The organism is Massilia sp. Dwa41.01b (assembly GCF_014171775.1).
Lineage (GTDB): Bacteria > Pseudomonadota > Gammaproteobacteria > Burkholderiales > Burkholderiaceae_D > Telluria.
In genome coordinates this window covers 4,011,988-4,031,091 of sequence record NZ_CP050454.1, presented here as the reverse complement: position 1 = coordinate 4,031,091, position 19,104 = coordinate 4,011,988, and the positions used below count along the sequence as shown (strand labels likewise).

Here is a 19,104-nt window from a genome sequence, read left to right as displayed (position 1 = left end):
CGTAAATCTCTTTCTCCTACATAGGCAGCTACTGTCCCCAGTGGCAATGAGCTCGGACTCAACCGCCGCTTCCACTTCTGCCCGCGCCTACAACTTCCCGATCTGCCGATTGATCGCCTTCACCGCCCGCTCGTTCCTCTCGCTGTACCGGTCCGTCAGGTACTCACTGCGCCCGCGCATCAACAGCGTGAACTTGACCAGTTCCTCCATCACGTCGACAACCCGGTCGTAATAGGCCGACGCCCGCATGCGTCCCTCGTCGTCGAACTCCTTGTAGGCCATCGGCACCGACGACTGGTTCGGGATCGTGAACATGCGCATCCAGCGTCCCAGCAGGCGCAGCGTGTTGACGACGTTGAAGGACTGCGAGCCGCCGCAGACCTGCATTACGGCCAGGGTGCGGCCCTGGCTCGGGCGGATCGCGCCCATCTCGAGCGGGATCCAGTCGATCTGGTTTTTCATGACGGCGGTCACCGCGCCATGGCGCTCCGGGCTGCACCAGACCTGGCCCTCGGACCACAGGCACAGTTCGCGTAGCTCGACCACCTTCGGATGCGTCTCGGGCGCGCTGCCCACCATCGGCAGTTCCATCGGGTCGAAGATGTTGACCTCGGCACCGAAGTGCTCGAGGATGCGCGCGGCCTCGAAGGTGAGGAAGCGGGAAAACGAGCGCTCGCGCAGCGAACCGTAGAGCAGCAGGATGCGCGGCGGGTGGCGCATGTCGCCGACCGGAGCGAGCTTCTCGACGCTTGGCACATCCAGCAGCTCCGGCCGGATGTTGGGCAGGTGCGGGAGCGTGCTCATTTGATGCGTTTGCCTTCGGCATCGACCACGGCCTCGCCGTCTTCCTTCGCAAAGGCGCCACCCTGCGGCAGCGGCAGGATGTCCAGCACGGCTTCGGAAGGACGGCACAGGCGCACGCCGGTCGGCGTCACGACGAAAGGGCGGTTGATCAGCACCGGACGCGCGAGCATCGCATCGATCAGTTGCTCGTCCGTGGTGCCCGGATCGGCGAGGCCCAGCTCGGCGAAACGCGCTTCCTTCTCGCGTACGGCCGCGCGCACCGGCAGGCCCGCGCGTGCGATCAGCTCGACCAGCGTCGCCCGGTCCGGCGGGTTCTTCAGGTAGTCGATGACGGCAGGTTCGATACCGGCATTGCGAATCAGGCCCAGCGTGTTGCGCGAGGTGCCGCAGGCCGGGTTGTGATAGATGGTGACGTCCATGTTGTAGAACCTTTCTTAGCTCAGGCGCACGGCGAGCGCGCACAGGGTGATGAAGAGGATGGGCAGCGTCAGCACGATGCCGACGCGGAAGTAGTAGACCCAGGAGACCTGGATATTCTTACTCGACAGCACGTGCAGCCAGAGCAGGGTGGCCAGGCTGCCGATCGGCGTGATCTTCGGACCCAGGTCGGCGCCGATGACGTTCGCATAGACCATCGCTTCGCGCACGGCGCCGGTGGTCGCGGTGGCGTCGATCGCCAGCGCGCCCACCAGCGCGGTCGGCATGTTGTTCATGATCGAGGACAGGATGGCGGTGATGAAGCCGGTGCCGAGCGCCGCGCCCCATACTCCGTACCCGGCACACAGGTCCAGCAGGGCGGTCAGGTAAGCCGTCAGCCCGGCGTTCCGCAGGCCATACACCACCAGGTACATCCCCAGCGAGAAGACGACGACCTGCCACGGCGCGCCACGCAGCACCGCGCGCGTCGAGATCCGGTGCCCGCGCGCGGCAACGGCCAGCAGCAGCGCCGCGCCCACGGCGGCCACCGCACTGATCGGGACACCCATGTCGTCCAGCCAGAAGAAGCCGGCCAGCAGCATCGCCAGCACCCACCAGCCGGTAACAAACGTGGCGCGGTCATGGATGGCCTCGTTGGGGCGCTTCAATTGCCCGAGGTCGTACTTCGCCGGGATGTCCTTGCGGAAGAACCAGACCAGCGCCGCCAGCGTCGCCGCCACCGACACCAGGTTCACCGGCACCATCACTGATGCATAGCGTGCGAAGCCGATGCCGAAGTAATCGGCGGAGACGATGTTGACGAGGTTCGACACGACCAGTGGCAGGCTGGCAGTGTCGGCGATGAAACCGGCGGCCATCACGAAGGCCAGCGTCGCCTGCGGCGTAAAGCGCAGCGCAGCCAGCATGGCGATCACGATGGGTGTCAGGATCAGCGCCGCGCCGTCGTTGGCGAACAGGGCCGCCACCGCCGCGCCCAGCAAGACCAGCAGGACGAACAGGCGCCGTCCATTGCCCTTGCCCCAGCGGGCCACGTGCAGGGCCGCCCATTCGAAGAAGCCCGCCTTGTCGAGCAGCAGGCTGATGAGGATGACGGCAACGAAGGCGCCGGTGGCGTTCCAGACGATGTTCCACACGACGGGGATGTCGGCAATCTTGACGCTGCCGGCGAGCAGGGCGGCGACGGCACCGGCACCCGCGCTCCAGCCGATGCCGAGCCCCCGCGGCTGCCAGATGACGAGGACGAGTGTGGCGAGGAAAATCAGGGAAGCGATCAGCACCGGCGTCACTCCGTCTTGCACACGTTGCCGGTTGCCGCGCCGCAGGGCACGCCCCCGCAGCAGTTCTCGGTGAGGAAGCCGATCACGCCGTTCATCGTCGCGATGTTCGCCGAATAGATGATGAAGCGGCCGTCCTGGCGCGCAGCGAGCAGGCCCGCATGCGTCAGCTCCTTCAGGTGGAAGGACAGCGACGAGGCCGGCATGCCCAGCTGCCCGGCAATCCTGCTCGCGGCCAGGCCCGCCGGCCCCGTTTGTACCAGCAGGCGGAACACCGCCAGGCGGCTTTCCTGTGCCAGCGCGGCGAGGGCGGCGAGTACCGGCTTCGTATCCATGTGCTTCCTGTGCAATGCAAAAAGGATAAATTATACGACATGAATACGACACTTCCAGGAATGTAGAAACGTGTTGACAGCGTGTGAAGCTCGCCCTATTCTTTATTCGTAGATTGACGAATTACGAAAGAGAACGATGACGACCTGTTGTGAAGCGAAGGAAAGCACGGTTGCGCCGGCGATTGACGCCGATGAGCTTGCCCTGCTGTGCAAGGCGCTTGCCCATCCGGCGCGGGTCGAGCTGCTCAACTACCTGTCGGCCTTTGGTGCCTGCTATTTCGGCAGCCTGACCGACGTGCTGCCGCTGGCGGCATCGACGATTTCCCAGCACGTCAGCGTGCTCAAGCAGGCAGGACTGATCACGGGTTCAGCCAACGAGCAGCGTGTCTACTATTGCGTGAACGCGGAGCGGCTGGCCCAGTTGAAGCAGATGATCGCAAATCTCTGAAACATTTTTACCGATGTGTTCGTTATTCGACGAATGCCTAATAGCATCCTCACCCGCAGTATCCAGGCTGATCAACCGGGAGATACCATGAACCAGACCGTCCACCCCCTTCCCGTCGCCGTGCTCGGCGCAGGCCCCGTCGGCCTCGCCGCGGCCGCCCACCTGGCCGCGCGCGGCATCGTGCCGCTGGTGCTGGAAGCGGGCGCGCAGGTGGCGAGCAACCTCGAGACCTATCGCCACGTCCGCCTGTTTTCGCCATGGCGCTACAACGTCGACCGCGCGGCCCGGCAACTGCTGCTGGCGGCAGGCTGGCGCGTACCCAACCCGGAAACCTTGCCGACGGCGGGGGAGCTGGTCGACGATTACCGGCGCCGCTTGCCGCCCATCCTGCGATCGCCGCGCATCTGCACCTCTCGCATCGGGTGATTGCCATCACCCGCGCCGGCTTCGACAAGGTGAAAACGCGCGGCCGCGAGCATGCGCCTTTGTCATTCGCGTCGCCACGTCCCAAGGCGAGCGTGAATACCTGGCCAGCGCCGTCATCGACGCCACCGGCACCTGGTCGCAGCCCAATCCCCTCGGCGCCTACGGCTTGCCGGCACGAGGCGAAGCCGCGCTGCGCGCGCACATCGCCTACGGCATGCCCGACGTGCTGGGGAGCGAACGGGGCGCTATGCCGGCCGTCGCGTCCTCGTCGCCGGTGCGGGCCACTCGGCTGCCGGATCCCTGCTGGCGCTGGCGACGCTCGCCGAGCAGGCAGCAGGCACGCGCGTGGCCTGGGCCATCCGCGGGACGCAGGATGCAAGGCTGTTCGGCGGCGGCGTGGCCGACAGCCTGCCGGCGCGCGGTGAATTGGGCATGCGGTTGAAGGCGCTGCAGCAGGCCGGCCGGCTGGAACTGCACGGGGCATTCCGGATCGTGTCGCTGGCGCGCACCGACGGCGCCATCACCGTGCGCGGCGAAGAAGCTGCTGTCATCGAAGGCATCGACGAGATCATCGCCGCCACCGGCGCCCGCCCGAACCTCGACATCACGCGCGAACTGCGGGTGCGCCACGACCCCTGGCTGGAGAGCACCGACCTGCTGGCGCCCTTGATCGACCCGAACGAACATAGCTGCGGCACGGTACGGCCGCATGGCCACCGCGAGCTGGCCCATCCCGAGCAGGGCTATTACGCGGTAGGCGCCAAAAGCTATGGCCGCGCGCCGAACTTCCTGATGGTGACCGGCTACGAACAGGTACGCTCGGTCGGACCGCGCTGGCGGGAGATCTGCGCGCCGCCGACGACGTGCAGCTGGCGCTGCCGCAAACGGGCGTCTGCGGCACGCCGGCCGGAAGCGCACCAGGCGCAAGCGCTTGCTGTGGCGGGCCGGCGCCGGAGCCGTCGGCTGGCTGCTGCGTCGCGGACGTCCAGGCAAGGGAAGCGGGAAAAGCCGGATGCGGTTGTACCCCGGCGGCAGCCGCGCCGGCGGCAGGGACGCGCTGCTGTTCGTAAGCCGCCGCGGCACGGGTACACACTACACGTTGACCGTGCTTTCGACGAAGCCTGACCCACTGAAGACACGCGCCGCGTTGCCGCGTTCGGCCTGCCAGTGCAGCTGGCGCCGCTCGGACTTGCCGCGCTCGGCCTGCGCCTGCGCCAGTGCCTGCAATTTGCTGGCCAGGAGCTGGGTAGCCAGCCGCTTGTTGGCCAGCTGGCTGCGTTCGCTCTGCACCTTGACCGACAGGCCGGACGCCAGGTGGGTGGCACGAATGGCGCTGTCGGTCTTGTTGACGTGCTGGCCGCCGGGACCCGACGCGCGCATCGCCTCGTAGCGGATCTCGCCAGCGCCGTCCGGCAGCACCGGCGGGGCAAACGCGGCGCCGCTGATGAACCAGTTCTTGCGTTTGTGCCCCGGCCGGTAAGGGCTCTGGCACACCCACAGCAGGGTGCCCGACCAGCGCCGGGCGAGGGCGGCAGCCGCGCCGCCATCCTCGCCATCGAGCTCGAGCAGCACCGAGGCGCAGGTGCCACGCACCGGGCCATCGAGCATCTCGACGACCCGCATGGGCGACGCCGCAGGCGCGGGCCTCCTCGTGCAGGCGCGCCAGCGCGTGCGTCACGGCCAGGCAGCATTCGGCCGGCCCCGTATTGGCAGACAGTTGTAGCCAGATCATCAGCAGCACTCCCCACGCGTCTTGTAGGTCAGCACGGGGCGGCTGCGCGCGACCACCGTCGCCAGGCCGGCGCCCAGCAGGCAGTCGAGCACACTGTCGACCTTCTTGTAGGCCTGGGGCGCCTCTTCGTAGATCAGCGCACGGTCGGCGCAGATGACGCGTCCGCCCAGGCTGGTCCGGCTCAGCTGCGCCGGCGTGGCCAGGTCGACCAGGCGCGCCTTGCAGTCGCTGCGCCCCCACTTGCGTCCCGCGCCGTGCGCCAGCGAATGCAAACTCGGCGCATCCGCGTGCAGCCGCGGCGCCAGCAGGTAGCTGTAGTCATCGCGCGAGCCCGGCAGCACGACCAGGCCGACGTCGGCGGGTGTGGCGCCCTTGCGGTGCAGCCAGCCATCGACACCGTCGATGTGGGCGGGCAGCACCGTGTTGTGGTTCACGTCCAACACCGGCGTGCCGCTGCAGCGCAGGCGCGCGAGAATGCGTACTGCGATGACCCGGCGATTGAGCTCGGCGTAGCGCAGGGCCGCATCGTGCCGGGCCAGGTAGCCGGCCGCGTCAGGCGTGTCCTGCGCCAGGCCGCGATGGCCGAAGGCGTCCACGTGGCCACGCAGGATGGGCTTCGCCCAGCCCGCGCGAGCCGCTGTGCACCAGCAACTGCAGGCGCTTCGGCGCCAGACCCGAGGCGGCGAATAGCGCGTCGTCCTCGACATGGTCGACCGCCTGCAGTTCGGCGAAATGGTTGCCGCGTCCGATCGTGCCGAGCGAGCGCAGGTGGGAGGTGTCGAGTCCCGCCGCGCGCAGCGTTTCGGCCAGTTCGGTACGCAGCCCGGCCAGCAGTGGATCGCGCGCTTCGAGGAGCGGCCATTCCTCGTCTTCGAGCGGCGCGTCGAGGTTGGCCAGCTGCTTGTCGATCTTGTCGAGCCTGGCCTTGGCGACGGCCAGGTCGGTTTGCCACAGCGCCATGCCGCAGCCGATATCGTTGCCGACCAGGGCGGGGTAGAGGCGCCCCAGCGAAAAGAAGGCGGCGCCGACCGGATAGCCACGGCCGGGATGCAGGTCCGGCAAGCCCACGACCCGCTGCATGCCATCGAGCTGCGCGGTCGTCTCGAGTTGTTGTACTGCTGCGTCTTCGAGCCACAGGCGCGGCGACGCGATGATCTTGGTGCGATCAGAAATATCTTGAACAAAAGTGCCCATGCGATACCAATCCAGAAATAGAAAAGGGATTGGGTGCTGGCAATACCGGCGCGATGGAGCGCCTGACCAAACTGTCAGAGCCCGTGAAGGCGGGCCTTCACTGCAAGGCGACGCCAAGGCGCGACACCGAAGACAATACTGATCTAGGGCGAGACGGCGCAAGGCGGCTATGGCGGTTTTGTCAGGTGCTCCAGGCGGCTTGTGCCGCGGATGTCAACGCAGGAGGGAAAATGCCAGACCCAGGAAAGTCGATGCGGTGTCGTGGTAAGTCATGATCGTTTCCTTCCTTGAAAGATGGGTTGGCGAAGAAGTGCGCCATCATAGTAGCGGTTTGTCAACATTGCAAGTGATTTCGTGGTTCCGCGCACAGCCCTGCAATTTCGGGACTTGTTTACCTGAGCTGCCAGACCATGGCACACTAGAACGATTATTTCATTAAGGCACCATTTTCGCCATGAGTCATACCATCGACGTCGTGCCTGTGCTCCCGTCACACTGGTTCAGGAGCAGCAGCAACTTGCAAGTGGCCATTCATGGCGTCCTGGACGGTCACGACCCCGAGCAGGTGCTGGTGCGCATGGCCGCGCTCGTCAAGCAGGAAACGGCGCAGCTGCGCGCCCTGCTGGACGCACCCGGCACCGTCGTCAAGCGCGGACTGGACCGGGTCACGGCCGAGAAATACCGCCACACCCTGGCGCAGATCGGCTGCGATTGCCGCATCGGCAGCGACGAAGCCGCATCCGGTTCGCGCCCGCGCAATGCGTGGGAGGCACTGCAAGCCGACGCGCAGGCCGGCCATCCGGAGGCCCAGTTCCAGCTCGGCATGGCATACGCGAAGAAGGCCGGTGTCGCCCAAGGCGACGCGCTGGCGGCCGCCTGGATCGAAAAAGCCGCCGCCCGGACATGCCGTCGCCGCGACCGTGCTGGCCGACTGCTATCGCGGGGGCTGGGTGTGCCGCGGGACGAAGCCATCGCCCTGCGCTGGGCGCGCATGACCGCGCAGGCCGGTTTGCCGGAAGGCCAGTACCTGCTTGGCCGCATGCTGCGCAGGGGCGAGGGCACGCCTGCGGACAAGAACGAAGCGGCAAGGTGGCTGCTGCGTTCGGCCGAACAGGGCTATGCACCGGCCCAATACATGGTCGGGTATGACTACCTGACGGCGGGCCGGCAGGCACCGGCCGCGCTGTGGCTGACGCGGGCCGCCGAGCAGGGCGAACCCAACGCCCAGACCTGCCTGGGCGTGATGTGCCTGCAGGGCGACGGCGTGGCGCACGATCCGGCGCGCGGCATCGCGCTGCTGTCGAAGGCGGCAGGGCAGGGTATTGCCTCGGCCCAGCACAACCTGGGGCGTGACCTTCGCCGAAGGAAACGGCATCGTCCCCGACCCGGAACAGGCGCTGGCCTGGTACCGCAAGGCGGCGGCGCAGGGCTATGCGCCGTCCGAGTTCGAGCTGGGCATGTGCTACCGCCGGGAACGGCTTGCCAACCGACCTCGCGCGCGGCCATGCGCTGATCCGGGCGGCGGCCGAGAAGGGCTATGCCGAGGCGCAGTTCTCGCTTGGCGCCATCCTGCTCGAGGGCGAAGGGCCGCTGGCCGCCGACCCGGACGCGTCCGAACGCTGGGTGCGCAAGGCCGCGGCCCAGGGACACCCGGAGGCGTGCCGGATCGTCGGGCTGATGGCTTGATGGCGTGCGGGCCTTGCCCGCCTGCGCCAACCCGTGCAGAGTAGCGCCTTCGTCAAAACAGGGAACCCCATGCGCACCGAACGCGTCGAATTCGCAGGCCCGCACGGCAGGCTCGCGGCCAAGCTCGACCTTCCCACAGGCACTCCGCGCGCCTATGGCATCTTTGCCCATTGCTTCACCTGCAGCAAGGACGTGCTGGCGGCGAACCGCATCGGCCACGGACTGGCCGCGCAGGGCGTGGCCATGCTGCGCTTCGACTTCGCCGGCCTGGGTGCCAGCGCCGGCAACTTCAGCGACACGAATTTTTCGTCGAACGTGGAAGACCCGGTGGCGGCAAGCGCTTTTCTACGCGCGCACCATGCGGCGCCGCGCCTGCTGGTAGGCCACAGCATGGGCGGCACGGCCGTGCTGGCCGCCGCGCACCGCATTCCCGAAGCGAAGGCGGTGGTGACGATCGCCGCGCCGAGCGACCCGCATTATGTCGTCGACAAGCTGCTGGTCGAGCATCTCGACACCATCGCCCGGCTGGGCGAAGCGCGGGTGCAGCTGGCAGGGCGCGACTTCCAGATCCGCCGCCAGTTCGTCGAGGACGCGACCCGGCACCGGCTGGCGGACAGGATCGCGCATCTGGGACGCGCGTTGCTGGTGATGCATGCGCCGGCGGACGATACGGTCGACGTGGAGAATGCGCTGCGCATTTTCGGGATGGCGGCGTATCCGAAGAGTTTTGTATCGCTCGACGGGATGGATCACCTGGTGACGGGGAGGCATGACGCCGCACAGGTGGCGGCGGTGATCGCGGCGTGGAGCGCGCGCTATATCGATGGGGTGTAGGGTGGTCGGCTCCACCCGGGAGCGGGCGTTCCAACAATGTGTGCGCCGCCCACGCGTTCAAGCGGCCGGTGAAACCTCGCGGTAGGGTAGGCGGGTCTCCCGCCTACGCGTTCAACGGGCGGTTGAGACCTCGTGTCCGTGCAAGCAGGGTTTGAACGCGTAGGCGGCACAGTGGTCGCAGGCACGCCAATCGCAGGGTGGAGCCGCCTACCCTACCGGTTATTCGTCGAAATCTTCCGCCAGGTTCTTCCACCCGCGGCTCTTGGCAAACGGCGCGAACTCTTCCGGCGCTTCCAGCACGATCAGCTTGCGCTCCTGCAGCCCGGGATCGCTGAGGCCGAAGTCGGGGCCCTTGTAGCCGAGCGTGCGCAGGCGGTCGATGATGGCCTTGACCAGGACGGTATCCTGGTGCAAACCCGGATCGACCGGAGCGGCGAAATCGACGTACACGTCGATGATCCCGTAACCCTCGTCGAAAATGCGGATCGCCTTGACGTCGAGGGTACGGCCGGTGCTGTCCTTGGCCTGGAACGGCCCGGACAGTTCAATGTCGGAATCGGTAGTCATGATCCCAGCATACCAGTTTCCGATTATTTGAGCGCCTTGTAGATCGCTTCCAGCCGGTCCGGCGTGCCCGGGATGCGTTCCAGGCGCGGGTAGCGCAGACCGTCGTGGTAGTCGAGCGCGATGGTGCGCAGGGTGTTCCCCTTTTTCACCAGCAGTTCGATCGGCGCCTTGCCGCCCTTGGCCGCCTTGACTGCCGCCTTCAGCACTTCCGGCTTGTACACCTTGCTGTTCACCGCGACGATGGTCGCGTTCCCCGCCAGGCCGGCACGGAAACCGACGCCGTCCCAGACCACGTTGCTGATGCCGCCGTCGGCGCGCACCGAGAAACCCAGCGAATAGCTGAAGTCGGCCGACTTGCTGCGCTCCTCGGCGGCCTTGATGGTGTCGGTCGGGGTGTCGGTGTAGACCAGCTTCCAGCCGGCGCGCGCCAGGCCGTCGAGCGGGGCGCCCGGGCCGTGGCCTTCCACGCGGCTACGCAGGAAGGGCGCCCAGTCGAATTTCTGCACCTTGTTGAGCGCGGCCACCACGTCTTCGAAGGTATAGAAGGCCGGCAGCATGCTGCCCTTGTCGATACCGTAGAAGGCGCGTGCGAAATCGTCGAGCGAGCGCTTGTCGCCCGACAGCTCGCGGATCCTGGTGTCCACGTCCAGCCAGATCAGGGCGCCTTCCGAATAATAGTCTTCGCTGCGCTGCCAGTTGCTCCAGGCGAGCGCGCGGCGGCCGGCAATGATCGGGTCGTTCACGGTGTCCTGCATTGCGCGCCAGGCGCGACCGGCGACGCTGTCGTAGCGCGCCGCGGTGGCGGCCAGCGCATCGCGTGCGCCCGCCTGCGAGACCAGGCCCGAACGCGCACCCAGGACGCCGCCCCAGTACTGGGTCTGTCCTTCATAGACCCAGAGCAGTTCATTCTGAAGCGGGGTGTTGAAGTTGGGGACGTTCTGGCCGGCCGGGCGGCGGAACTTGCCGTTCCACGAGTGCGTGTACTCGTGCGGCAGCAGTTCGCGCGTGGCTTCGTTGCGGGTCCACTCGGTGAAGTAGTTCGGCTTGACGCCGTTCTCGCTCGACTGGTGGTGTTCGCGGCCGATGCCGCCGAAATCGTCCGACAGCGCCAGCAGGAAGTCGTAGTGCTGGTAGTGGTGCGACCCGAACAGCTTGAGCGCCTGGTCGACCATCGCGCGGTGCGCGGCGATCTGCTCGGGTTTCGCTTCCAGGCTTTCCGGATTGTCGGCGACGACGTTCAGCGACACGCGCACCTTCGCGCCCGGGTCAAGGTCGAATTGCTTGAAGTGGCGGCCGGCAAACAGCGGCGAATCGATCAGGGTTTCCAGGTCGTGGGTCTTGAACTGGATCTCGTCGCCCGTGCGCTGCGCGGTTTCCAGCGCGGTGCCGTACTGCCAGCCGGCAGGCAGCGTGAGCGAAGGCTGTACCTGGATGCGGCGCGCCACATAGCCCGCCGGATAGAGCGTCACCGAGGGCCACTGCAGGCCGATGATATCGTCGGTCATGACAATGCGGCCCTGGCCCGGGTCGAGCGGCGACAGGAACTGGTATTCCGCTTCCAGGGTCGTCACGCCTTCGGGTACGGTCACGTGGAAGGCGAAGACTTCGACCGGGTCGCGCGTCCACTCGACCGGTTTGCCGTTGGCCGTGAACTTCAGGCCCGCGAACTGCGTCAGCGGGCCGCTCGGACCGTGGTTCGCCGGCAGCCATTGCGGGTAGAGGAAGGTCATCGGACCGGGTTTTACCGGCACCGACATGCGCATGCGGAAAATCTGCTGCGACAGATTCGTCGCATCGACTTTCAGCACGATGGTGCCGGGGTAGGGCTGGTCGACCGGGGCGGGCACGGCGGCCTGCGCAGGGAAGGCAAAGGCGAGCGCCAGGGCGAGGGTGGAGGCGGATTTTGCGGCGCTTGGAAGCAGGCGCGAGAACATGGCGTGAGAGGTCATCTTGTAGGGTAAGCAGGTCACTGAACCGGACGAGTGTAGCACGCAGAAAGTGCCAAAAGGCCATGTAACACCCGGAAACACGCATGCAAATAAAATTTGCAAAATCCGCCAAAAATCCGTATTTCGCATCCCTTGAAAAGTGCTCCGCATGGCATTAGATTGGTCCCAGCAGATGCTCACGATGAGGTCTGCCAACATATCGCTTAACTTTGACAAGGATATTTATCATGCGTACTTTTGATCTCGCACCCCTGTACCGTTCCGCCATCGGCTTCGACCGTCTGGCCAGCCTGCTCGAGCAACGCGCCGAGTCGGCCCCGAGCTACCCGCCCTACAACATCGAGCTGGTGGCCGAGGACAAATACCGCATCGTGATGGCCCTCGCCGGCTTTACCCGCGATGAGGTGGAAATCGTCGCCGAGCGCGACACCCTGCACGTGACCGGCCGCAAGCAGAAGGACGATACCCAGCGTACCTACCTGCACCGCGGTATCGCCGCCCGCGACTTCGAACAGCGCTTCCAGCTGGCGAACCACGTGAAGGTCACCACCGCGTCCTTCGACAACGGCATGCTGACCATCGAACTGGTGCGCGAAGTGCCTGAAGCGCTCAAGCCGCGCAAGATCCAGATCGCAGACGCCAACGGCACCATCGACAACGTCCAGCAGATCGAGCAGCGCCAGGCCGCGTAACGCAGCACAGGCAGTAGCGAAAAGGGTACCTGCGGTTTGGGTGCCCTTTTTTACGTCGGCCGGCGGACAGCTTTGTCCGCGTGGGCTTCGCAATCGTAGGGTAGGCGGGTCCCCCGCCTACGCGTTCAAACAGTGCATGCGCCGACGCGAGGTTTCGACAACTGCTTGGACGCGTAGGCGGGAAACCCGCCTACGCTACGTCATACACAGCGGCGCAAGGTCAGGCACACGCACCAGGCATAAAGATGAGCTTTAAGCATCTTCTAAGACAGATCGGCGACACTACAAAACATCGATAACAGCGTTATCGGCCAACCCTTTAATCCAGGAGCACGTCCATGCAAAACGAAGGTGCAGTTACCGCCATCACCGCAAAACGTCTCACGCTGGCGCTGTGCGCGGCGGGCGTTATTGGCGGCGCGGTCGGTGCGATTGCAGTCAATTCCAACAATGCCACCGCCCAGAATGCGGCTGCGACCGCCGCCGCGGCACCCGCGCCGGCACCGGCACCAAGCGCGGCGCCTGCTGTCGCCGCTGGTGCGCCGGCTGCCACCGTCACGCTGCCCGACTTCACCCGCATCGCCAAGCAGAATGGCAAGGCGGTGGTCAATATCCGCGTCATGGGCAGCACCCGGACCAGCAATGGCGGCATGCCGCAGATGGATCCGCGCAGCCCGTTCTATGATTTCTTCCGTCAGTTCGGGGACCCGCGTGGTCCGCAACGCGACGCGCCCGTTTTCGGCGCCGGATCGGGCTTCATCGTGAGCCCGGACGGCGTCATCCTTACCAACGCGCACGTGGTGCGCGGTGCCAGCGAAGTCACGGTCAAGCTGGCTGACCGGCGCGAATTCCGCGCGAAGGTGCTCGGTTCCGACACCGCTACCGACGTCGCCGTGCTCAAGATCGACGCGAAAAACCTGCCGACCGTCCCGCTGGGGAACGGCCGCAACCTGCAGGTGGGCGAATGGGTGCTGGCGATCGGTTCGCCCTTCGGCCTGGAGTCGACCGTCACCGCCGGCGTGGTCAGCGCCACCGGCCGCAACCTGCCGAGCGACAGCAACGTGCCCTTCATCCAGACCGACGTCGCCATCAATCCCGGCAACTCGGGCGGCCCGCTGTTCAACACCCGCGGCGAAGTCGTCGGCATCAACTCGCAGATCTACAGCCAGAGCGGCGGCTACCAGGGCCTGTCGTTCGCGATCCCGATCGACGTCGCGGCCCGCATCAAGGACCAGATCGTCGCCACCGGCAAGGTGCAGCATGCCAAGCTCGGCGTCTCGATCCAGGAAGTGGACCAGGGCTTTGCCGACTCCTTCAACCTCGAGTCGCCCGAAGGCGCCCTGATCGCCAACGTCGAACGCGGCAGCGCCGCCGAACGCGCCGGCCTGAAGGTGGGCGACGTCGTGCGCCGCGCCAATGGCCAGCCGATCATCGGTTCGGGCGACCTGCCGGGCATGCTGGCGGTGTCGAAGCCGGGCGAGAAGGTGGCCCTCGACGTCTGGCGCGATGGCAAGATCATCCGCCTGAACGCGACGCTTGCCAACGCCAGCGACAAGGCCTCGCTCGAAGATCGCCAGGAAGTCGCGGCCATGGACAAGGGCGCCAAGCTCGGCCTGGCCCTGCGTCCGCTCGAGCCGATCGAGCGCCGCCAGAGCGGCATCGCCTCGGGCCTCGTGATCGAGGACGCGGCCGGTCCCGCGATCGCCGCCGGCGTGCAGCCGGGCGACGTGCTGCTGTCGGTCAACGGCAAGCCGGTCTCGAGCGTCGAGCAGGTGCGCGAGATGGTCGGCAAGGCAACCAAGTCGGTCGCCTTGCTGATCCAGCGCGGGAGTGACAGAATCTTCATTCCGGTGCGGATTGGCTGAACGGGGTTTCGCCAGCGCAGCCGGGTAACACTCAAGAGGTAGATGATGCGGCTGTTGCTGGTAGAAGATGACACGATGATCGGCGAGGTAGTGCTCGACCTGCTGCGGGCCGAGCACTACGCCGTCGACTGGGTCAAGGACGGCGAAATGGCCGACACGGCCCTGGTGCAGAACCAGAACTACGACCTGGTGCTGCTCGACCTGGGCTTGCCGAGGAAGGACGGCCTGGACGTGCTGCGCGCCATGCGCACCCGCAAGGACCGCACCCCGGTGCTGGTTGCCACCGCGCGCGACTCCGTCGCCCAGCGCATCGCCGGGCTCGACGCCGGCGCCGACGACTATGTATTGAAACCCTACGATCTCGACGAACTGCTGGCGCGCATCCGTGCGCTCTTGCGGCGTGCCGCCGGGCGCGCCGAACCGGTTTTCGAATACAAGAACATCTCCGTCAACCCCGCCACCCGCGAAACCCTGGTCGATGGCGAACCGGTGTCGCTGTCGGCGCGCGAATGAACCGTGCTGGAAGCCCTGGTCGCGCGCCCCGGCGCCGTGCTGTCGCGCGCCCAGCTCGAGGAAAAGCTCTACAGCTGGCGCGATGAGGTAAGCAGCAACGCGGTCGAGGTGTATATCCACGGCCTGCGCAAGAAGCTCGGCAGCGACTTGATCCAGAACGTGCGCGGTGTCGGCTACATGGTCCCGAAGGCATGAAGGTAACGCACTCGCTGCGCGGGCGCCTGCTCTGGTTCCTGCTCGCAGCCATCACCCTGGCGGCACTGGCGCAAGCCTCGATCGCCTACAACACGGCGCTGTCCGACGCCGACCAGATCTTCGACTACCACATGCAGCAGATGGCGCTGTCGCTGCGTTCGAGCACGCCGCTGTCGAACAGCGAGGCGCGCGAGCGCGTCGAAGCCGGTCCCGGCAGCGACGACCTGGTCGTGCAGATGTGGTCGCCCGACGGCGTGCAGGTCTTCCACAGCGTCTCGCGCGCGCGCCTGCCGCAGCGCGCGGTGCTCGGCTTTTCGAACGTAAAGGCCAACCGCACCACCTACCGCGTGTTCTCGATCCAGACCGAAAACCAGACCGTGCAGGTGGCGCAGGACCTGGCCGTGCGCCGCAACATGGCCAGCAACCTGGCGCTGCGCACCCTCGGCCCCATCGCGGTGATGATGCCGATCCTGATGCTGGTCGTGTGGTGGGTGGTCAGCGGTTCGCTGGAACCGGTGGCGCGGGTGCGCTCGCAGGTGGCCTCGCGCCAGGCCGACGACCTGTCGCCGGTGTCGGAAGCGGGCCTGCCCGACGAGGTGCGTCCGCTGGTGCATGAACTGAACCTGCTGTTCGGGCGCGTGCGCACGGCTTTCCACGCCCAGCAGAATTTCGTCGCCGACGCCGCCCACGAGCTGCGCACGCCGCTGGCCGCGCTGCGCCTGCAGACGCAAAGCCTGGACCGTGCCGACAGCGCGGAAGCGCGCAAGGTGGCGGTGGGGCGCCTGACGGCCGGCATCGACCGCGCCACGCGCCTGGTCGAGCAGTTGCTGGTGCTGGCGCGCCAGGAAGCATCAAGCGGCGAGGCGGCCACGCGCCCGGTCGACCTGGCGGAACTGGCCCGCCGTACCGTCGGCGACCTGGTCGGCCTGGCCCAGGCCAAGGAAGTCGATCTCGGCCTGCAGCACGCGGACAGCGTCAGCATCGACGGCCAGCCCGACGCCCTGCACATCCTGCTGCGCAACCTGGCCGAGAACGCGATCAAGTACACGCCTGGCGGCGGTACCGTCGACATCGCCGTGCGCCAGGACAAGGACGCGGTTTCCGTCATCGTCGAGGACAGCGGCCCCGGCATCCCCGGGAAGAGCGCGAGCGCGTGTTCGACCGCTTCTACCGCGTGGCCGGCAGCGAGGCCGCCGGCAGCGGCCTGGGCCTGGCCATCGTCAAGGCCATCGCCGAGCGCCACGGGGCGCAGCTGATGCTGGGCACATCCGAACGGCTCGGCGGGCTGGCGGCCACGGTGCGCTTCCCGCTGGCGAAGGCGGCATGAGCATGGATGGGCACACAGTCCGCACCGGGAAGCGCGGCGGCTATTTTCTCGTCGAATGGACGAGCCAATGGGATCCTGACCTTGGCGAGCTGATCGGATACATTCCCGAACTGGTGCGGGGCCATCGGGTCGCGATCGTGTCGAGCGACAGCGGCCCCTACCCGGTGGATGAAACGATGCGCGCAGCCGGTTGGACGACTCCGCAGAACATCTCCATTAGCCCGATCATTGGTCTCGCCGATTTCCCGTACACACCGGGATTCGACGAATGGTACGTCTTCGATGCTGTGCCGTCCGTGCTGCCGTCGCATGCGTTCGTGAATGGATGGGGTTTCACTCCCTTGGCGGACGGCCATTCCGACACCGAAGCCTTCTGGGAGCAGGTCCAGGCAAGCCAGCCCTTGCATGTACTTGGTGCAGGCACGCCTGCCATGTTCCTGGTGACGCGCGACGCGCATCTGGCACGCCCCGCTGCCGCGTGGATGCCCTTGGAAGCGTAGGGTGGAGTCCTGACTCCACGCGGTACGTAGCAGGCACAGCGATATCGCAAGCGATGGCGGATACGGCTGCAACGCGCCGGCAGTACGGCGCTTGCAGAGCATCGCGGCCAACAGTGGTCAATCCGTCAGCAGGCAAGCTGTCTTGCGAAGATTGTTTTGTGGTGTGCATTGGTCGTACCGCGTGGCTCGAGAGCCCACCCTACGATCCTGGCCATCGTCAAGGCCATCGCCGAGCGCCACGGCGCCCAGCTCACGCTCGACAAGTCCGAACGTTTGGGCGGCTTGGCGGCCACGGGGCGTTTCCTTTGAAAGGGGCGCAAGGTGGGCGCTCCGTGCCCACGCGGTACGATCGTCTCGCTGCGTCGATCGTACCGTAGGGTGGGCTCTCGAGCCCACGCTGTCTCATCGCCGGCATATCAGCGGCCGCGAGCCTGCTTCCTTCGTTGTCCAGCCGGCGCCGTCGGGTGTGCTGACGCCTGTACCGCGTGGGCACGGAGTGCCCACCCTACGGAGCTGGTGTTGTGCCTACGCCGTACCGCGTGGAGTCAAGACTCCACCCTACGATTCTTCCCATCCACCACCTCCCCACGCAGTACATGAACACCCACACAGCAATAAAAATTCGTTAAGCATCCCCAGCTTCAGGTATCTTGTCATTTTGTCCGCCGGATAATCTTAATTCGGCGATTGTTCGATACCGAAGGCAGACCTGGTCGCCGCCGCATTGCATGGGGAAGATGTAGATGAACGAGTTAGTCAGCACGATCAACGGCATTATCTGGAGCCCGGCCCTGATCGCCTTGTGCCTGGGCGTGGGCCTGTATTTTTCGCTGCGCTCGCGCTTCCTGCAGGTGCGCCATGCCAAGGAAATGATTCGCCTGATGTTCGAGGGTAAGAGTTCGGAGCAGGGCGTGTCCTCGTTCCAGGCGCTCTCGATGACCCTGGCCGGCCGCGTCGGCACCGGCAATATCGCCGGCGTCGCCACCGCGATCACCTTCGGCGGCCCCGGCGCCGTGTTCTGGATGTGGGCGGTGGCCTTCCTTGGCGCCAGCTCGGCCTTCGTCGAGTCGACCCTGGGCCAGGTCTACAAGGAGCAGATCGACAAGGAATACCGCGGCGGCCCGGCCTTCTATATCGAGAAGGGTCTGGGCATGAAGTGGTACGCGCTGACCTTCGCGTTCGCCACCGTGCTCGCCACGGGCCTGCTGCTGCCGGGTGTGCAGGCCAATTCGATCGCCGAAGGCCTGCAGACGGCCACTGGCCTGTCGCGCGAAATCACCGCCGCCGGCCTGGCGGTCGTGCTGGCGTTTATCATCTTCGGCGGCGTCAAGCGCATCGCCAACTTCGCCGAAATCGTGGTGCCCTTCATGGCGCTGGGCTACATCCTGGTGGCCGTCGTCATCATCGCCCTGAACATCGAGCGCCTGCCGGGCGTGATGAGCCTGATCTTCAGCTCGGCCTTCGGCATGGACTCGGCCTTCGGCGCCATCATCGGCCTGGCGATCCAGTGGGGCGTCAAGCGCGGCGTCTACTCGAACGAAGCGGGGCAGGGCACGGGCCCGCACGCGTCGAGCGCGGCGGAAGTGAGCCACCCGGCCAAGCAGGGCCTGGTGCAGGGCTTCTCGGTGTATATCGACACCCTGTTCGTGTGCTCGGCCACGGCCTTCATGCTGCTCATTACCGGCCAGTACAACGTCGAGGGCCCGGACGGCGCGGCCATGTTCACCGGCGTGAAAGGCGTGGCCAGCGGGCCGGGCTACGTGCAGACGGCGCTGGAAAACGTGATGCCCGGCTTCGGCGCACTGTTCGTCGCCATCGCCCTGCTGTTCTTTGCCTTCACGACCATCGTCGCCTACTACTACATCGCCGAAACCAACATCTCCTACATCGACCGCCACGCACGCTATCCGTGGCTGAAGTTCCTGCTGAAAGCGGCCATCATCGGCGCCACCGTCTACGGTACGCTCAAGACCGCGGACCTGGCCTGGGCGCTGGGCGACATCGGCGTCGGCCTGATGGCCTGGCTGAACCTGGTGGCGATCGTGCTGCTGCGTAACGTGGCCTTCAAGTGCCTGCGCGACTACGAAGCGCAGAAAGCCCAGGGCAAGGACCCGCAATTCAACCCGGTGGCGCTGGGCATCAAGAATGCCGACTACTGGGAGCGCCGCGTTGCCGAGGAAGAACGCGGCCGCGCCAAGGGCGACGAGCGTGTGACAACGGTTGGCTGAGGACTGCCGGGCAGACCGGGACGGCAGCTTCGGCTGCCGTTTTTTTTGGCGCGCCGGCCAGTGCCCGCGTGCCGTGTTGCGGAAAAACGCCGCGCGC

At 66.3% G+C, this 19,104-nt stretch carries 17 protein-coding genes and 5 pseudogenes; 14 read left to right on the top strand and 8 right to left on the bottom strand.

The genetic code is table 11. From position 1 onward, the window contains the following. Positions 1–87: 87 nt before the first annotated feature. From arsH to G4G28_RS18515, 4 genes are read right to left on the bottom strand one after another with little or no spacing between them, the layout of a single operon-like run. Positions 88–804: an arsenical resistance protein ArsH gene (gene arsH / locus G4G28_RS18530; RefSeq protein ID WP_182989406.1), complete on the bottom strand. Its 717-nt coding sequence runs from the start codon at positions 802–804 to the stop codon at positions 88–90. Continuing rightward, entirely contained in the window at positions 801–1,223 is a 423-nt protein-coding gene (gene arsC / locus G4G28_RS18525) for an arsenate reductase (glutaredoxin) (protein WP_182989405.1), read from the bottom strand. The genes arsH and arsC overlap by 4 nt, the downstream gene beginning before the upstream one ends. A gap of 15 nt (positions 1,224–1,238) precedes the next feature. After that, positions 1,239–2,519, bottom strand: coding sequence for an arsenic transporter (locus G4G28_RS18520; RefSeq protein WP_183107694.1), 1,281 nt, complete (start codon positions 2,517–2,519; stop codon positions 1,239–1,241). A gap of 5 nt (positions 2,520–2,524) precedes the next feature. Beyond that, a complete protein-coding gene (locus tag G4G28_RS18515; protein WP_182989404.1) occupies positions 2,525–2,851 on the bottom strand; it encodes a helix-turn-helix transcriptional regulator in 327 nt (108 codons plus the stop codon). Between the two features lie 136 nt (positions 2,852–2,987). On the opposite strand from G4G28_RS18515, the gene G4G28_RS18510 reads away from it, so the two are divergent. From G4G28_RS18510 to G4G28_RS28565, 3 genes are all read left to right on the top strand, one after another. After that, entirely contained in the window at positions 2,988–3,299 is a 312-nt protein-coding gene (locus tag G4G28_RS18510) for a helix-turn-helix transcriptional regulator (protein ID WP_182989403.1), read from the top strand. An 87-nt stretch (positions 3,300–3,386) separates the two neighbouring features. Next, positions 3,387–3,725 (top strand): FAD-dependent oxidoreductase, encoded by a 339-nt coding sequence (locus G4G28_RS28570; protein WP_308600986.1) that lies wholly within the window; start codon positions 3,387–3,389, stop codon positions 3,723–3,725. Positions 3,726–4,121: 396 nt separating this feature from the next. Further along, positions 4,122–4,850, top strand: coding sequence for a hypothetical protein (locus tag G4G28_RS28565; RefSeq protein WP_308600984.1), 729 nt, complete (start codon positions 4,122–4,124; stop codon positions 4,848–4,850). Here G4G28_RS28565 and prfH read toward each other — a convergent pair. Together prfH and G4G28_RS18495 are read right to left on the bottom strand one after the other, a co-directional pair. Beyond that, a complete protein-coding gene (prfH, locus tag G4G28_RS18500) occupies positions 4,818–5,348 on the bottom strand; it encodes a peptide chain release factor H (RefSeq protein ID WP_374039742.1) in 531 nt (176 codons plus the stop codon). The two genes, G4G28_RS28565 and prfH, sit on opposite strands and share 33 nt — an antisense overlap. 108 nt (positions 5,349–5,456) lie before the next feature. Next, positions 5,457–6,651: pseudogene (locus G4G28_RS18495) on the bottom strand (RNA ligase RtcB family protein). A 454-nt stretch (positions 6,652–7,105) separates the two neighbouring features. On the opposite strand from G4G28_RS18495, the pseudogene G4G28_RS18490 reads away from it, so the two are divergent. The 4 genes and pseudogenes from G4G28_RS18490 to G4G28_RS18480 form a co-directional block, all read left to right on the top strand. Then, positions 7,106–7,927, top strand: a pseudogene (locus tag G4G28_RS18490) (tetratricopeptide repeat protein); the annotation flags it as partial. Positions 7,928–8,000: 73 nt separating this feature from the next. Further along, positions 8,001–8,048, top strand: a pseudogene (locus tag G4G28_RS29405) (hypothetical protein); the annotation flags it as partial. 82 nt (positions 8,049–8,130) lie between these two features. After that, positions 8,131–8,337, top strand: a complete 207-nt coding sequence (locus G4G28_RS18485; protein ID WP_183107692.1) for an SEL1-like repeat protein — start codon at positions 8,131–8,133, stop codon at positions 8,335–8,337. A 69-nt stretch (positions 8,338–8,406) separates the two neighbouring features. After that, complete coding sequence (locus G4G28_RS18480) at positions 8,407–9,171, top strand: S9 family peptidase (RefSeq protein ID WP_183107691.1); 765 nt, start codon at positions 8,407–8,409, stop codon at positions 9,169–9,171. Between the two features lie 219 nt (positions 9,172–9,390). On the opposite strand, the gene G4G28_RS18475 is transcribed toward G4G28_RS18480, so the two are convergent. After that, positions 9,391–9,738 carry a hypothetical protein gene (locus G4G28_RS18475; protein WP_182989398.1) on the bottom strand — a complete coding sequence of 116 codons (348 nt, stop codon included), beginning with the start codon at positions 9,736–9,738 and terminating at the stop codon, positions 9,391–9,393. Between the two features lie 23 nt (positions 9,739–9,761). Beyond that, positions 9,762–11,687, bottom strand: a complete 1,926-nt coding sequence (locus G4G28_RS18470) for a M61 family metallopeptidase (protein WP_183107690.1) — start codon at positions 11,685–11,687, stop codon at positions 9,762–9,764. A gap of 227 nt (positions 11,688–11,914) precedes the next feature. Between G4G28_RS18470 and G4G28_RS18465 the strand changes: the two genes are divergently transcribed. From G4G28_RS18465 to G4G28_RS18435, 7 genes and pseudogenes are all read left to right on the top strand, one after another. Beyond that, positions 11,915–12,379: an Hsp20 family protein gene (locus tag G4G28_RS18465; RefSeq protein ID WP_182989396.1), complete on the top strand. Its 465-nt coding sequence runs from the start codon at positions 11,915–11,917 to the stop codon at positions 12,377–12,379. Positions 12,380–12,717: 338 nt separating this feature from the next. Beyond that, the gene (locus G4G28_RS18460; protein WP_183107689.1) at positions 12,718–14,244 is read left to right on the top strand and encodes a Do family serine endopeptidase; all 1,527 of its coding nucleotides are present in this window, start codon (positions 12,718–12,720) and stop codon (positions 14,242–14,244) included. Between the two features lie 45 nt (positions 14,245–14,289). Then, positions 14,290–14,952 (top strand): annotated as a pseudogene (locus G4G28_RS18455) (response regulator). Further along, a pseudogene (locus G4G28_RS18450) lies at positions 14,949–16,279 on the top strand (ATP-binding protein). Before G4G28_RS18455 ends, G4G28_RS18450 begins: the two co-directional pseudogenes overlap by 4 nt. Positions 16,280–16,281: 2 nt before the next feature. After that, positions 16,282–16,779: a hypothetical protein gene (locus G4G28_RS18445; protein ID WP_229507714.1), complete on the top strand. Its 498-nt coding sequence runs from the start codon at positions 16,282–16,284 to the stop codon at positions 16,777–16,779. A gap of 168 nt (positions 16,780–16,947) precedes the next feature. After that, positions 16,948–17,088 (top strand): hypothetical protein, encoded by a 141-nt coding sequence (locus G4G28_RS18440; protein ID WP_182989394.1) that lies wholly within the window; start codon positions 16,948–16,950, stop codon positions 17,086–17,088. Positions 17,089–17,522: 434 nt separating this feature from the next. Then, the gene (locus G4G28_RS18435; protein WP_182989393.1) at positions 17,523–19,007 is read left to right on the top strand and encodes a sodium:alanine symporter family protein; all 1,485 of its coding nucleotides are present in this window, start codon (positions 17,523–17,525) and stop codon (positions 19,005–19,007) included. The last annotated feature ends 97 nt before the right edge of the window (positions 19,008–19,104 follow it).